Source organism: Thaumasiovibrio clandestinus, from assembly GCF_047250365.1.
GTDB lineage: Bacteria > Pseudomonadota > Gammaproteobacteria > Enterobacterales > Vibrionaceae > Thaumasiovibrio.
Genome location: NZ_JBLBVL010000007.1, coordinates 196904 through 211966, shown reverse-complemented (window position 1 = coordinate 211966; position 15063 = coordinate 196904). Strand labels below are relative to the sequence as shown.

Annotated in this window: 14 protein-coding genes; 6 read left to right on the top strand and 8 right to left on the bottom strand. The window is 43.9% G+C overall.

The features are described 5' to 3' along the window. Positions 1–43: 43 nt before the first annotated feature. The 5 genes from larC (at position 44) to ACKLNH_RS12230 (ending at position 4337) form a co-directional block, all read left to right on the top strand. Positions 44–1327, top strand: a complete 1284-nt coding sequence (larC, locus tag ACKLNH_RS12250) for a nickel pincer cofactor biosynthesis protein LarC (RefSeq protein WP_413112538.1) — start codon at positions 44–46, stop codon at positions 1325–1327. Next, the gene (gene larE, locus ACKLNH_RS12245) at positions 1314–2120 is read left to right on the top strand and encodes an ATP-dependent sacrificial sulfur transferase LarE (RefSeq protein ID WP_413112537.1); all 807 of its coding nucleotides are present in this window, start codon (positions 1314–1316) and stop codon (positions 2118–2120) included. Before larC ends, larE begins: the two co-directional genes overlap by 14 nt. Next, positions 2120–2803 carry a nickel pincer cofactor biosynthesis protein LarB gene (larB, locus tag ACKLNH_RS12240; RefSeq protein ID WP_413112536.1) on the top strand — a complete coding sequence of 228 codons (684 nt, stop codon included), beginning with the start codon at positions 2120–2122 and terminating at the stop codon, positions 2801–2803. Before larE ends, larB begins: the two co-directional genes overlap by 1 nt. 139 nt (positions 2804–2942) lie before the next feature. Further along, positions 2943–3836, top strand: coding sequence for a PfkB family carbohydrate kinase (locus ACKLNH_RS12235; RefSeq protein ID WP_413112535.1), 894 nt, complete (start codon positions 2943–2945; stop codon positions 3834–3836). Between the two features lie 201 nt (positions 3837–4037). Beyond that, positions 4038–4337 carry a hypothetical protein gene (locus tag ACKLNH_RS12230; RefSeq protein WP_413112534.1) on the top strand — a complete coding sequence of 100 codons (300 nt, stop codon included), beginning with the start codon at positions 4038–4040 and terminating at the stop codon, positions 4335–4337. Positions 4338–4533: 196 nt separating this feature from the next. Here ACKLNH_RS12230 and ACKLNH_RS12225 read toward each other — a convergent pair whose 3' ends face one another. Further along, on the bottom strand, positions 4534–5094 hold the full coding sequence (locus ACKLNH_RS12225) for a TetR/AcrR family transcriptional regulator (RefSeq protein ID WP_413112533.1): 561 nt from the start codon (positions 5092–5094) through the stop codon (positions 4534–4536). 121 nt (positions 5095–5215) lie between these two features. Here ACKLNH_RS12225 and ACKLNH_RS12220 point away from each other — a divergent pair, with 121 nt between their 5' ends. After that, positions 5216–5779, top strand: coding sequence for a dihydrofolate reductase family protein (locus tag ACKLNH_RS12220; RefSeq protein WP_413112532.1), 564 nt, complete (start codon positions 5216–5218; stop codon positions 5777–5779). 279 nt (positions 5780–6058) lie between these two features. Here ACKLNH_RS12220 and ACKLNH_RS12215 read toward each other — a convergent pair whose 3' ends face one another. The 7 genes from ACKLNH_RS12215 to tkt all read right to left on the bottom strand — a co-directional run bounded on the left by ACKLNH_RS12215 (position 6059) and on the right by tkt (position 15063). Beyond that, positions 6059–6265 carry a hypothetical protein gene (locus ACKLNH_RS12215; protein ID WP_413112531.1) on the bottom strand — a complete coding sequence of 69 codons (207 nt, stop codon included), beginning with the start codon at positions 6263–6265 and terminating at the stop codon, positions 6059–6061. A 162-nt stretch (positions 6266–6427) separates the two neighbouring features. Continuing rightward, the gene (locus ACKLNH_RS12210) at positions 6428–6640 is read right to left on the bottom strand and encodes a cold-shock protein (RefSeq protein WP_413112530.1); all 213 of its coding nucleotides are present in this window, start codon (positions 6638–6640) and stop codon (positions 6428–6430) included. A 1051-nt stretch (positions 6641–7691) separates the two neighbouring features. After that, positions 7692–9140, bottom strand: a complete 1449-nt coding sequence (locus ACKLNH_RS12205) for an alginate export family protein (RefSeq protein WP_413112529.1) — start codon at positions 9138–9140, stop codon at positions 7692–7694. Positions 9141–9249: 109 nt separating this feature from the next. Next, positions 9250–10833, bottom strand: a complete 1584-nt coding sequence (locus ACKLNH_RS12200; protein WP_413112528.1) for a PTS transporter subunit EIIC — start codon at positions 10831–10833, stop codon at positions 9250–9252. Positions 10834–10842: 9 nt separating this feature from the next. Further along, positions 10843–12273: a Sapep family Mn(2+)-dependent dipeptidase gene (locus tag ACKLNH_RS12195; protein ID WP_413112527.1), complete on the bottom strand. Its 1431-nt coding sequence runs from the start codon at positions 12271–12273 to the stop codon at positions 10843–10845. Between the two features lie 89 nt (positions 12274–12362). Continuing rightward, complete coding sequence (gene rpiA, locus ACKLNH_RS12190) at positions 12363–13067, bottom strand: ribose-5-phosphate isomerase RpiA (protein WP_413112526.1); 705 nt, start codon at positions 13065–13067, stop codon at positions 12363–12365. Position 13068: 1 nt separating this feature from the next. Then, the gene (gene tkt, locus ACKLNH_RS12185) at positions 13069–15063 is read right to left on the bottom strand and encodes a transketolase (protein WP_413112586.1); all 1995 of its coding nucleotides are present in this window, start codon (positions 15061–15063) and stop codon (positions 13069–13071) included.

Below are 15063 nucleotides of genomic sequence, written 5' to 3'. Positions count from 1 at the left end.
CGGTGGCCTTTTTCAACATCTGATGACAACGCGTGGGGCAAAAATGCATATTCATCTAGATCTAACTGGCGGTATTGCGGGCGACATGTTTTCTGCTGCAATGCTAGATGCACATCCGCACTTAGAACAACCCTTATTAGAGATGATCAACGCTCTAAATCTATCCAATAAAGTCGGCGTCACATTATCACATGGTGAAGACAAAGGACTGAATGGTAAACGATTTAATGTAGAGCTGCTTGACGATCATCACGGTCATCATCATGACCACGAACATCACCATGATCACGGACATCACCATGATCACGAACATCACCATGATCACGAACATCACCATGATCACGGACATCACCACCACAATAACTGGCAAGAGATTCGTCAGTTCATTACTGACAGTCCGTTAGAAGAGGCCGTTAAAGAGCATGCCATTGGTATCTTTTCTCTCTTAGCAGCAGCTGAAGCAAAAGTTCACAATATGGACATTGAAAATGTTCAATTCCATGAGGTTGGTGCTTGGGATTGTATTGTCGATATCATTTCAGCAGGTTGGCTTATCCATCATAGTCAAGCAAACTCATGGTCCGTTTCATCGCTACCTTGGGGAGGCGGTACAGTTAATTGTGCCCATGGCAATATCCCTGTTCCTGCCCCCGCGACATTAAACTTACTAGAGGGCTTCGAGTTTATCGATGATGGGGAAAAAGGCGAACGCATTACGCCAACAGGCGCTGCCATTTTAGCGTGGCTATCGCCTAGTCATTCCATCTCTATGGGTCGATTTAAATCCGTTGGCTATGGCTTTGGCACCAAAAAACTCGCCAAACGCGCTAACGTCGTTAGAGTGTGTGTACTAGAGAACTCACAGCCTTTTGTCCGCGAAAAAATTGCCATCTTACAGTGTGATATTGATGATATGAGCGGCGAAATGCTGGCATCCGCGCGTGAAAGTCTCCGCCAGCAACATGGCGTATTAGAGATCACCGAAAGCGTTGCCCACGGAAAGAAAAACCGCTTTATTAATACGTGGACCGTCCTGTGCCAACCCGCACATCTAGATAGCACTATTAACGCCATTTTGAACCAAACATCAACCTTAGGGGTTCGATTTTGGCATTCAGATCGCGTCAGCTTGCCGCGTTTACACCATCAAATCACCCTGAATAAAGACGTGTTTGATGTAAAAACCGTCACCCGACCTGACGGCAGCATTACCAGTAAGTTAGAAGCCGATCACTTACAAAGCAATGCACTGAATTACCAGCAACGTACCCAGTTAAAACGCGACATTGAACAACAAGCAGAGGTAGCTCACCATGAACATCACTAATACAATTCACGCCCTACAACATGTTCTGCGTGAACTAAAGAAGGTGACTGTGGCCGTCAGTGGTGGTGTCGACAGCATGACACTCGCGTATGTTGCACATATAACATTGGGCCAAGATGCCAAAATGGTTCATGCGACCTCCTCTGCAGTTCCGTCTGCAGATACACAGCGAATTCAAAACTACGCGCAAAAGCAAGGCTGGCAGTTAGAGCTCGTTCAAGCTGGTGAAATGGAAAAAACCGCTTACCGTGAAAATCCTGTCGATCGTTGTTATCACTGTAAATCTAGCCTTTACACGACCTTGAATTCATTGCAATTTGGTCAAGTGGTTTCTGGCACCAATTTAGATGATTTGAGCGACTATCGTCCGGGCCTTATCGCCGCCAAAGAAAATCAGATTCGTCACCCTTTTGTCGAAGCCAATATTGATAAAGAGACGATTCGAGCTATCGCAAGACACTACGGATTAGACGACATATCTGATCTGCCTGCATCACCTTGCTTGGCCAGTCGCGTTGAAACCGGAGTGTATATTCATCCACAGCAGTTAGATCTCATTAACCGAGTGGAAACCAATGTCCGCCAACAAATTTCAGCAGAAAATGTCCGTTGTCGCATACTTGCCCAACGACTCGTCCTGCAAATTGACGAAACAGAATTAAATTCTCTACACAAGTCGTTAATAGACAGTATTATCTCAGACACAAAAGCCATGGCAGAAGACGTAGGTTTGTCATTGCCAGTAGATATCGCGCCTTATCAACGAGGCAGCGCATTTGTGAGAGTAGCTTAATGACTGATATAACAATGGACTTCGAACGCCGCCAACGATGCGGCGTGGAAGAAGCGGTATTTTGTGAAGGCAAAAGTGCCACACAAATTGATACCATTATTGCAATGGCGAAAAAAGAAGATCGTCGCCTGTTGCTAACTCGATTAGATCAACAGAAGTTTGATCATTTGCTCGCCGATAATCAGCAGTGCTTAATGTACGATCCACTAGGACGTACGGCGGTATTAGGTGACATCAACATTGGCGATAGCGCACCTCTCGTGGCCATTGTTTCTGGTGGTGCATCAGATGCGGCAGTATGTCGAGAAGTTGAAACGACGCTCCACTATCATGGCATTAATTGCACTCGCTATGAAGATGTCGGTGTCGCTGCCTTATGGCGCTTAACGCAACGGTTAGATGAGATCAAACAAGCGAAAATCATCATCGCAGTTGCCGGAATGGAAGCGGCGCTTCCAACCGTACTATCTGGCATGATAGCTAACCCAATGATCGCAGTTCCGACATCAGTCGGTTACGGAGTAAGTGAAGGTGGACACCTAGCGCTTAACGCCTGTTTAGGAAGCTGTGCTGCCGGTTTAACCACGGTTAATATCGACAACGGTTTTGGTGCCGCTTGTGCCGCTATCAAATTAATTAATCAATTCTGTCCACAAGACAGAGTCACCGAGCCCCGCGCATAAGCCAGGCGCAAAGCACTTCGGTGCACTGGCTAGGGCCCCCTGTATTGGGGGCCCACCTTAAAATGATCAGTTTAATAACATTGCTGTATCCGTTACAATACAACCAACGTCACCCCACAACTTAAAAGAAGAATTTGTTTTGAATACAGTTATTTGCATTGGCAACGCTACATGGGACCAAACCTTTTCAGTCAGCGCTACGCAAATGGCAGCGACCAAATGCTATGCACAGGCTTTCAGTGTCAATGGTGGTGGCGTGGCAGCAACCGCCGCAGTGGCCATTGCAGATGCCGGTGAAAGTGTCGAATTTATTGGCCGCATTGGCCAAGATATGGTTGGCACTCAAATCACCAAAGAGCTTGAAGCTCATGGGGTTAATATTAGTCATTGTTTGTGTTATCCCCACGCACAGTCTTCTATCGCTACGATTATTCTTTCAGATGACCAATCGTTAAAAAACTACATTTATAACGATCCAAACATGCCTAAAGATACCTCGTCATTGTTTGATATCGATTTAACCCATGTCTCCGCTATCGTTGCAGATTTAACGTGGCCAGAAGGTGCTAAAGTCCTATTTGAACGCGCCAAACAACACGGTATTCCTTCATTTCTGCGCGTTAGCTTTTTTGACAATACCTTAATTGAATTATTTGAACTGGCTGACTGTTGCGTTTTCAATCACCCTTCTCTTCTGGCAATGACATCCGATATCAACCATCGCAAAGCGTTAACTAAGGCCACACGCCGTGTGGGAGGATCTGCGGTAGTGACGTTAGCGCAACGAGGCTGCGCATGGCTATATAACGATACATATGGCCAATTACCGACAGAAGAAATCAATATTGTTGATACCACTGGTGCTGGAGATATATTTATTGGCATTTTAGCCATGCTAATCGGCAAAGGTGTAGAGGTGGAAAAATCGCTAGCTACTGCAAATCACATTGCGACATTAAGCTGTGAGTTTATGGGCGCAAGACAGCTGAGCCAAAGCCCTCAAGCACAGGAAATACTTAAAGCAGCCCGTTAACAGACCTATGTATTATGAGTACTTATATTTCAATTCCAATAAATTAATATCGACAAAGCCAGTCATACCGCGCTTTAGCGCTTTCTACTCAATTTATCAATAATGGAATTGCCACGCGTCATATCAACTTTTCCTTAACATCAATTTTAGTTATGATAGTCTCATGCGAATTAAGATAATTTGATTTTAAGAGAGTTTATCATGAAGAGCTTTGTTGTCTTACTCAGTGCTATTTTATGGACAATTGGTCGCTACAAGACAATGCCAGCTCAGCAATGGAAATCACGCCACTGGTTGTATAAAGGCGCAGCATTAAGCTTTGCGATAATTCCGGCATTGCTGCTGGCACAATGGCCTGAATTTATTGCCAATATAGCGCGTCAGGGAAGAAATGCGGTTATCCTAGCCGAGATTAGTATGCACCTGTTCTTGATCGTTATCGCCATTCAAGGGTTAATTGGCATGGTGTTTATCCACATTGCACAAAAGAAGCCGTCGTAGTGGACTGAGTTGGCGCGTCACATATAGCCAATAACTATCTAGGTAGATAATTATCAAAGAAACACGTTTGGAAGCGTGCACTACCATCGGTCCATACAGATTTAAACTCTGCATAAGAGACATCTAATAGATGCCACGTTGTACCCAGATCTTTACTGTAATGAATAACGCGTTCATTCTCATCATACAGAGCAGTCTATGCGTTTTCCAAAGCGATACAGTACATATTAAGAGGGCCTTTTATCATTTCAACATCAAGCTTTGAATGACCATGATTGCAATTTAGCGCTAGAGCGAACCCATGAAGATAATCAACCAACAGGTCCAATGCACTTTTGGCAGTGACTGTGTCTAGGTTTAATGGCTCAATAACAACGTGAAACTTTTCAATAAATACTCCAGCAGGACTCTTAGCATTCATGCTGAGTAGCGTTTCCAATAAGCCGGAATGGTCGTTCAATAAAGAGACATAGCTGATACACAGTGTGTAGAGTTCTTGCCTCCAGTCTTCACGCATATTGGGTTCATAGATATCTTCAATCAGTGAGGTAACGATGGCTTCCAATAATTTATTTTTGTTCTCGAAGTAGTAGTAAATCGCCATCGCATCAGCATTTAGACAAGATGCTAACTTTCGAATACTAGGGACTTTCCCTTCCTCTTTCATCAATGCTTTAGCCGTAGCAATGATGATTTCAGCACTGAGTTGACTACCTGCCCCTTTTGGGCGGCCCCGTTTTTTCTCCTTGACAGACATTATCTCCCCTCGCTAGACTAATATTAATTTCTACAGTGTAGAATAATTATAATCGATGCTGAACTTAAAACCAAGGGAAGGACTATGGTGAGTTCGGTAAAACTCAACAAGAGATGAAAGTATGAAATGTTCTGTATATATCGCAACCAGTGTAGATGGTTTTATTGCCAGAGAAAATGGCAGCGTTGATTGGTTGGAAGCCGCAGGAAACACTGATGTCGATATGGGTGATCAGGCTGATATGGGCTTTGCAGAGTATATGGCATCTGTTGATTGCCTAATCATGGGCCGCAAATGCATGGAAATGATTTCAAGTATGAATCTAACGCCTGACCAATGGCCGTATGGTGATACACGCATCATTGTGCTAAGCAATACCGTTAAACAAGCGCCAGAAAATGTAAAAGATCACGTTGAGATGTACTCTGGCGATCTTCAAGCATTGGTGTCAAAACTCGATAGTGAAGGATATCGACATGCCTACATTGATGGCGGCGCGACGATCCAAGCGTTTATTAACCTTGAATTAATTGATGAAATAACCATTACCCGTGCACCAGTACTATTAGGTGAAGGTATTCCGCTTTTTGGTAAAACCATTAAAGACATCAAATTGGATCAAGCGCAAGCAACCGCTTTTGCTAACGACTTTGTTCAGGTGAAGTATAGCGTTAATTATCAATAGCAAACGTCGAATTCCTCCATCATAACCACTAACTGACTTAAGGAAATTTCCGATAATGAAAAACATTAATGTTATTAATGCAAGGCAAAACAACCTTTAGTCAGTAGATATTTGAATACCACGTAACCAATTATTTTTTACGGGGTGTTCCCCTGTTTCAGCAACTTTGTCAAATTAGAAAGTCATGAATAACTATTTACTCATGACGACTAAGTCACTCATGCTAATAATATCGGATTTAGACGTTCAACGTATTCATAAATGAGTGCCAATTAGACACTAAGATCCTGTTGCATTAACCCAAACACCGTGCTCTTTATGTGCCAAGAGTGTTCCAATAATATCTCTAAGCTCAATTCTACTGGTACAAAATGGAGCACAAGATGATGCTGATATTTTTGCACCTTTTAAGCCTCGCATAAAAACAGTTTCTAATCTTAATGTATTATTATTTTCGTTGATATATTTAATATTATATGTCGTCATACTTAATTTCTCGTTTATTTTAGTATTTTATAGTTAAAACCAAAAAATCCACTAAAAACAAGAGCATAATGACAGCATCTTTTTATGAGGTAAATCAGTTGATTATCTATTTTGTTGGGGGGGGTATAGAAGGCGGTAATCACCTCCTATAATATCATTTACTTAAGAAGTGGTAACATCCACAGCGTGAAGACCTTTCTTCCCTTGTTCTATATTGAAAGCGACTTTTTGACCTTCCATTAGCGTCTTGAAGCCTTCTGAAACAATAGCATTGAAGTGAACAAACACGTCAGCACCACCATTGTCTTGCGTCAAAAATCCGAAACCTTTAGCTTCGTTAAACCATTTTACAGAACCCGTTGTTTTATTAGACATAGATTGTCCCTTTTTAAAAATTTAAATTAGTTGCTAAAAATGCAACACGCTGAGACATTGAATTATTTAATGCATGATGAAGCTAAAGAAGGGAAACTCTGAGGATAACAACTAGCGAATTCTGAGGGCTTAACTTTAAGAACTTTATTTTCCATTTAATAACTCTGAACTACAGAGCGACGCCATCATCGCTCTTTATTGGTTTAATGTAAAGGATTGTTTTGTTTTTAACCAGATTAACTTTGTATTCGCGCAGAAAAATGACCGTGTAATATCGTTAAAATCGCTTTAAATGAGCACATTAGCGTACACTTTTGGCGAATGTGCTTTGCAGAATAGTTTGTTGATAATTCACTTCATGATGAATATACACTGGCCAAATGCATTGAATTGTCAGCAATTGACCTCGCTTTTCATCCAACGGCGTATGTGCATCTTAAAAATGGTTCTTCCCGCCTGTCCAAATAACCCAACACAATTTGACTACGTGGAATAGCAAAAGTATTTTTTATCTGCTCACGAACCGACTGGTGGCAAAGAGTAGACTTGCTAAGAGCGACCTTGTGAGGGAGCCTCATTAACATACAACCACGGCTTATAGTCAGAAAGCCTTCCCCCACCACGGCCTTCTTTAATCCGTTGAGTAATTTGCTTTTCAGTTAAAACGTACTTTTATTTTGCCATAACAAAAATCCGGTTAACTTTTAATCAGTTTAACCGATTTTAGAAAGCTTGGGGCGGAAAATACGATTTAGTATTGAGCAAGAGTTTGATCATCCAGTGACACCTGCCAAACCATCAAAGTCTTAGCTAATAATTGGACATTTCTTGTTACCGATTTCTAGAGATTAGGTAGTGAGGTATTACGAAAATGAACCTCTAAGGTTTCCCTTGAGGCTCATTGGTTGGTAACTTCAGTTGCGCTGAGTAGCGTAAGAGAAGGAAGCGCACGATAATGTCATGCGACAGTATAAATCACATAGCACTCAGTGAAAGGACCATTGAAGTGAATAACTGTTTTCATCGACGGAATATAATAATGTGTCGCAGATTAGAAGTTGTAAATCAAAGCCAACTCTACACGCGCAATATCTTTACTATTAGAACCGACAACATCATCCGTGAAGTCACTAGATAGCGCATAGTAAGTGTTCACTTCTGTTTTTAGGTTGCCAGTAATGTAATTATGGAACTGTAGGTAGAGCTGGGTGTACGCGTATTTTTCATCGGAATCTTCACCAAACAACACATCCTGGTTAAGGGTATAGATCGCATCATCCGTATTCGCACGCCACGTCGACATGAAACCAGTAATAATCGTCTGCTTAGGTGCGTATTCAATAACTGAGTAACCACCAACTTGCATTGCGTTACCGTAAGCGCCATCATGCGCAAAGCCTAGCGGATCACCTGTCCATAACGGGTTGAAGGTGTTAACTTTATCGCTGTCCGCATCTGAGCCAGACGCATAGTGTAGGTTCATGCCAACACGGTAGTTCCAATCCGATTTCCAGTTATAGTTCAAATCTGCGTACGCCATATAAGCGGAGATGTCTTTACCTGCATGGTCACCAAACTGGTACACACCATCAAGCATGTAACCGAATCCTTCACTAACAAAGTCGTGAGCGTGCAAACCTAATACTTGAATATCAACGTCACCGTCTGGCGCGTTAACAAAGCTTTCGTTAGTGAGTTGATTACTCATCACATAAGCCTGCATTGCTCCAAAATCAGTTCTCCAGTTGGCGAACACACCCGTTGATTTCTTACCGTTTGTTTTATCGTCCCAGTTACCACTAAAGCTGCCATCAGAATACAATGGGAACACTTCTTCACCGTAGTAAACATCAAAATTGATGCCAGACACACTGTATTTAGCAGTTGCAGCATTCCAACTTGATTGCACTGGGGTTGGTTCGCGGTTCATCATCTGCCATTCATTTAAGTAGATTTCTTGACGACCTAGACGTGTACTTAAATACTGATCACCATTATCAATCAATTTGAACTCAGTGAACAGTTGATGAAAGTCGGTCCCTGCGTCATCCACTGGGCCAGGTCTATCAAGGTTTGTGTAATTGGTGCGAATCTCACCAAACACGCGCATCCAGTCTTGGTAAGTGACATCGGCAGAAAAATGCATACGAGTACGTAACTCGTTCTTTTTACGGTTATCACCGTCGTACATATGATTCCAACGGTTATCTAGTGAGGCTTTAAGATTACCGCTCAATGAGACTTTCCAATCACCGCTTTCGTTGATGTCTAAACGCTTCAGTTTTTCAGAGAAACTTTTTTGGCTTTCATCTAGGTTATCCACATAGCTCCAATCTTCATTGGCTCGATCTCCCCAAAATACCATCGGACTACGATCTGGCCAGCCGGCAATCGTCTCAGTGTTGGTTGAGTTTTCATTAGCGTGTAGGGCACCAGAAACACACAAGGCAAGTAAGGTTACAGCATGCTTTTTCATCATTTTCATTTTTATAATTTCCATATTTCAGATACACGGCTCCCTTCCTGTGACGTGATGTCACAGGAGAAACCATGAGTTATTGGGATACTATAAAGCTCGTAACAATCGTGTTACGAAGAAAGTGTCGCGGCTAGGAATCAACACCTAAGGCTTCTTTGATACCGCAAGCTATCGTAATAACATTCGCTCCGTATATCACCTGAATACCTTTGTTCATCCTAACTACACCAATTGCGTTCAAGTCTTCTTTCCAAACTTTATCGCTGGCGGTAAGTGATTCATCATGCAATGAGACTCGCAGCCGAGTAGCACAGTTTGATACGTTCTCGATATTATCTGTACCGCCTAATGCTTCAATGATTTCAGCCGGCAGGCCTTTCGACGTTTGCTGTTTCTTCTTTTTGAAATCATCCTTAGAGTAAAGTGCAATATCACCATCCTCTTCTTCTCGACCCGGTGTTTTTGAGTCGAACTTAAGGATAAAGAACTTAAAGGTGTAGAAGTAAATCACGAAGTACAGAGGCACAATCCAAAGCAATGCCCATGCATGTACTTTTTCAGGTTGAAGCAGATTCGGCACCATGAATAACAGCTGATTACCGTGTATCGAGACACCCATCATTTCTGTAATAACGTACGCTAAGCCATTTAGAGGCACGTGCACAGCAAAGAACAAGAATGGCTGAACAAACAAGAAAGTGTATTCTAGAGGTTCAGTGATACCAATGACGGCTGCCGTAAATACAGCAGGTACCATAATGGCTGCAACTTTCTTACGGTTGGCTGTTTTAGCAGTAACGTACATTGCGTACGCCGCACCTGTTAAGCCACCAATTTGAATTGGGATTCGACCACTAGTGAAGTTATGGGTAATGTAGCCAGTTGCATCTGGTGAACTCATTTGACCATTCATGATGTTACGTACGCCTTCATAAACCACGCCATCAATCTCCATCACACCACCAACACGGGTGTATTCGATAGGGAAAGCGATAAGGTGGTGCAGACCGAACGGCAACAGACCTTTATCAAACACGCCAAACAAGAATGAACCAAAGATGCCTGAGCTTGTGATCAATGTCGTAATTGACTGAAGAGCGCCAGCAATTGGAGGCCAAGCGTAATAAACGAACAGCGCCAAAGGCATAACAGCAAAATAGGCAAAGATAACAACAGCACGTGGGCCAGAGAAGAAGCTCAGCAGTGCTGGCATTTCAAACTTGTAGTAACGGTTGTGGATCCAAGCGGTAATACAACCAACAAGAATACCGCTGAAGATGCCCATGTTGTAGGCGAAAACACCCAGTGACTCGCCCCAAAGTGAGTTAAAGTTTTGAGCCGCGACTTTCTCAAAACCGGCATCATTCACTAATGAAGCCACGCTTGTGGTATCAGGGGTCCATCCGTGAAATGCAGCAATCGATCCGATCGCGACATTGAAACACATGAACATAGTGAAACCCGTAAAGGCCGCCCAGCCTTTTTCCGACTTAGCCAGCGCGAATGCTAAGCCAATGGCGAAGAAAGGAGGTAAATTGCGCATCACCATCAAACCAAGATCTAACATCAGTTTAAAGAATGCCCAAATAACAGAATCAGTAGCCGACATTTGATTTACAACGCCAGCTCCAACACCAATAAATATCCCTGCGATAACCAGTACGATGATAGATACCATCATACCCCCAGCAAGTGCTTGAACCTTATCCCTCATAATTTACTCCTAAAGTGATATGAGAACTTTCACGTATATTGTTATTGCTCTTTTTAATGACTTAAGGCTAAGCCGTTCGTTGGGCTCATGAACATAAGTCAAATCACCGGGAAAAGTAGGTCCGAATGCCACACCATTGTTTAGCGCACGCGCATAGGAAGCCGCGCCTTTGCTAAAGCATTGAGCGTCCATTCTCGTAACTTCGGAATACGCTTTTCCCATTGCTTGGATAAGATCACTTTCGGGTGAGAGGTAAGATAGAGGTAAGTACTGCTGTTCAATCAATCTCACTCCATATTTTTGGGATAAATATTGGAGTTGGGTACGAGTCTGATCGATAGACAGGCCTTTAGGAAACCGAAAATCAAAATCCAAATTGTAGCCATGTTGATCTAAGTTGATAGAAGAGACACAACACGTAGTCGTGCCCATTTCATCGTCTTGGTGAGCAAGACCTAGTTTCATGCCATCAGTTGAATCTGCAAACCATGCATCTAATAACATTATCAGGCTTTGAGAATTAGCATCTAACCCTTCAACATGCCGCATGTGGCGAACAAACTGATCCATACAGTTATCAACCTTATGCGGGTTGCGGGATTTCTCCCACGGCGTTGATAACTCAACGCAATACACCCCCTTATATTGGTTGTCATCACTCTTTGCTGCAGAGGCTAGAGTAACTCTCGCTGAAGTTTCAAATATTGCTGCAACTTCACGTGCTTTTTCACCCGCCAGATAAGCAGATAATTGATAGCAGGTGGATGTTCTGTCACGCTCACTTTCAATACTGACTATCTGACACGTTCCTAGGTCACTAAGAGTTGCGAACTCTTTTTGCAATGACGCATATAGGATTCCTTTTTCTCCATTGACGATTGGGAAGTCGCCATCAGGAGAGAAACCATAATCCGGCTGAGGATTATGCTTAAAATAATGCTCTACACATTCCCAAGTTGTCTCTTCTGCGCCGCCGATGATCACTCGTATTTTTTTATCGAGCTTTACGTCTAGCGCTTTAAACATCTTGAGGATATATAGACTGGCCATCAATGGCCCTTTGTTATCTGTGACACCTCGGCCAAAGAGATCATCACCTTGCTGTGTCATTTCAAACGCTGGCGTTCTCCAGGCATTTAAGTCACCAGACTCTACAACGTCAACATGATGCAAGATTCCAATTTCTTGCTCGCCTGCACCAAAGCTAATATCCAATGCATAACCTTGATGATCGCGAACTTCAAACCCTTCTCTCTTCGCCCAATCAATTAAGTAATCAAACGCATTTCTGATGGGTAAACCGAACGGCGCATTCACTTTTTTGGTGGCGATATCGCGAACGGACGGGATAGCAACCAATTCTGATAGATCACTCAATAGCGCCTCAAGGTGCCCATCAAGATAGCTCAGTGATTGGTTGAAAAAGTTGCTACCCGTCATGCTTTTTTCCTAATTCATTGCTGTTTGTATGGTTATAATTGAGTTTGTAAGATAGGTCTCATTTTTGCCATAAGCCCGATTTATAGTACTTACCCTTTCGATAACCAGCACGTTCCTTTCGTATCAGAAAACGCCATAAAATCCGCACTTCTTTGTGCAAAGATGCCATTTTCCACGACACCAGCAATGGCATTTAATCGTTGCTCTAATGCTTTGGGTTCTGAACAATCTAGATTCGCTACATCCAAGATGATATTACCGTTATCCGTCACGCAGCCTTCTCGTAATACAGGTTGACCACCAAGACTTTGCAATGCATTGAATACTGCCTTTTGTGCTGCAGGTAATACCTCGACTGGCAATGGGAACTTACCCAGCTGTGTCACCAGACGGCCACTATCGGCGATAGTGATAAAGGTTATGGCCATCGTCGCCAGCACCTTTTCACGCGCTAGTGCCGCACCACCACCTTTAACGGTAATTCCGTTACTCAACCCCTCATCAATGCCATCCACATAAACATCGACACGATCGCATTCAGAAATAGTTATCTCTGGTAAGCCTGCCGCTAACAGCGCCTTACTCGAACGTTCAGAGCTTGAAACACAATGCGAAAACTCCGCACCACTTTTCTTTAGCAACTGAATGAAAACCTCAACAGTTGCGCCAGTACCGATGCCAATCACGCTAGATGGTGTCAGCGTTTTCAGCACTTGCTCTAAGGCTACTTTCGCAGCCTTAGTACGCAGGCAGTCTTGGCTTTTGTTTTCAATAAAACGTTGCGCCATGCCCATATTATTTCTCCAATACTGCTTTTGACTTCGCGACAATGTTGTCGACGGTGAAACCAAACATTTCGAACAGCTGCTCCGCAGGTGCTGACTCACCAAAGCTTGTCATGCCCACGATGTCACCTTGCAAGCCAACGTATTTGAACCAGTAGTCACGAATTCCAGCCTCAATCGCAACGCGAGCTGTCACTTGACTAGGCAACACAGAGTTTTGATACTCAGGGCTTTGAGCGTCGAAGACATCTGTTGCTGGCATGGATACCACACGGCATCGCACATTGGTCAGTTGTGCTTTTGCTTCCATCGCAAGGGCGACTTCAGAGCCCGTTGCAATCAGAATCAGTTCCGGCTCACCGTCGCAATCAGACAGGATGTAACCGCCCTTAGCAACGTTCGCTAGCGTGGCTTCATCACGCTCAAATTGAACGAGATTCTGACGAGAGAAAATCAGTGATGTCGGTCCATCAAAGCGTTCTACCGCCGATTTCCAGGCTACCGCTGTTTCTACTTGGTCACACGGGCGCCATGTACTCATGTTTGGTGTCAAACGCAGTGATGCAATTTGCTCTACCGGTTGGTGCGTTGGCCCGTCTTCGCCAAGCCCAATCGAGTCATGTGTGTAAACAAAAATACTGCGCTGTTTCATCAGTGCGGCCATACGCAGCGCATTGCGTGCATATTCCATAAACATTAGGAAGGTGCCACCGTAAGGAATAAAGCCGCCGTGTAAGGCAATGCCATTCATCATGGCTGACATAGCAAACTCACGTACGCCGTAGCTTAGGTAGTTACCCGATGCATCCGCAGCACTGATGGCTTTTGAGCCAGACCAATTGGTTAGGTTCGATGGCGTTAAGTCCGCAGAGCCTCCCAAAAACTCAGGCAGCAGCGGGCCAAATGCTTCAATGGTATTTTGTGAGGCTTTACGCGTCGCGATTGTTTGTGGGTTTGCTTGCAGTGTTTGAATTAGATCGTTGCTGTAATCTTCCCAGTTTTCTGGTAATTCGTTGTGGTTGCGACGACTAAACTCCTTGGCAAGCTCTGGGTGGGCTTGTTGGTATGCCGCAAAACGCTCATTCCAGCTGTCTTCGACTGCTTGCCCTTGCTCTTTAGCATCCCACGCTTGGTAGATATCTTGCGGAATTTCAAACTCAGGATGCTCCCAATCCAAATTAGCGCGAACCAACGCCACTTCATCTGTGCCTAACGGAGCACCATGGCAATCATGGCTGGCTGATTTGTTTGGCGAGCCATAACCAATCACTGTTTTGCAACAAATTAATGTCGGTTTATCTGTTACCGCTTTCGCTTCTGCAATCGCCTTATGGATATCATCGGCGCAGTGTCCGTCCACATCAGCAATGACATGCCAACCGTACGCTTCAAAACGCTTCGGCGTGTCATCAGAGAACCAGCCGTCCACTTCCCCATCAATCGAGATACCATTGTCATCCCAAAATGCCACCAGCTTGCCTAAACCAAGCGTACCCGCCAGTGAGCACGCTTCATGAGAAATGCCTTCCATCATGCAGCCATCACCCATGAACACATAGGTGTGGTGGTCGACAATATCGTGACCTTCGCGGTTGAATTGCTCAGCCAGCACTTTTTCAGCCAATGCCATACCAACGCCATTGGTAATACCTTGTCCTAATGGCCCAGTTGTAGTCTCTATGCCAGGTGCATAACCGTACTCTGGGTGACCCGCAGTTTTGCTGTGCAGTTGTCGGAATGATTTAATGTCTTCCATTGACAGCTCATACCCAGAAAGGTGCAATAAGCTGTAAATCAGCATCGAACCGTGACCGTTTGACAAGATAAAACGATCGCGATCGGCCCAATTTGGATTCGATGGATTATGTTTTAGAAAATCGCGCCAAAGCACTTCTGCAATGTCCGCCATGCCCATGGGTGCGCCTGGGTGTCCAGACCCGGCTTTTTGCACCGCATCCATACTGATAACGCGAATCGCATCCGCGAGTTTAGAACGTGAAATCAT

Coding starts and splice junctions, on each gene's coding strand:
- tkt (WP_413112586.1), bottom strand. CDS start 15,063: ATGATTTCACGTTCTAAACTCGCGGATGCGATTCGCGTTATCAGTATG.
- ACKLNH_RS12195 (WP_413112527.1), bottom strand. CDS start 12,273: ATGACGGGTAGCAACTTTTTCAACCAATCACTGAGCTATCTTGATGGG.
- ACKLNH_RS12200 (WP_413112528.1), bottom strand. CDS start 10,833: ATGAGGGATAAGGTTCAAGCACTTGCTGGGGGTATGATGGTATCTATC.
- ACKLNH_RS12205 (WP_413112529.1), bottom strand. CDS start 9,140: ATGGAAATTATAAAAATGAAAATGATGAAAAAGCATGCTGTAACCTTA.
- ACKLNH_RS12215 (WP_413112531.1), bottom strand. CDS start 6,265: ATGACGACATATAATATTAAATATATCAACGAAAATAATAATACATTA.
- larB (WP_413112536.1), top strand. CDS start 2,120: ATGACTGATATAACAATGGACTTCGAACGCCGCCAACGATGCGGCGTG.
- ACKLNH_RS12225 (WP_413112533.1), bottom strand. CDS start 5,094: ATGTCTGTCAAGGAGAAAAAACGGGGCCGCCCAAAAGGGGCAGGTAGT.
- ACKLNH_RS12230 (WP_413112534.1), top strand. CDS start 4,038: ATGAAGAGCTTTGTTGTCTTACTCAGTGCTATTTTATGGACAATTGGT.
- ACKLNH_RS12220 (WP_413112532.1), top strand. CDS start 5,216: ATGAAATGTTCTGTATATATCGCAACCAGTGTAGATGGTTTTATTGCC.
- larC (WP_413112538.1), top strand. CDS start 44: ATGCATATTCATCTAGATCTAACTGGCGGTATTGCGGGCGACATGTTT.
- larE (WP_413112537.1), top strand. CDS start 1,314: ATGAACATCACTAATACAATTCACGCCCTACAACATGTTCTGCGTGAA.
- rpiA (WP_413112526.1), bottom strand. CDS start 13,067: ATGGGCATGGCGCAACGTTTTATTGAAAACAAAAGCCAAGACTGCCTG.
- ACKLNH_RS12210 (WP_413112530.1), bottom strand. CDS start 6,640: ATGTCTAATAAAACAACGGGTTCTGTAAAATGGTTTAACGAAGCTAAA.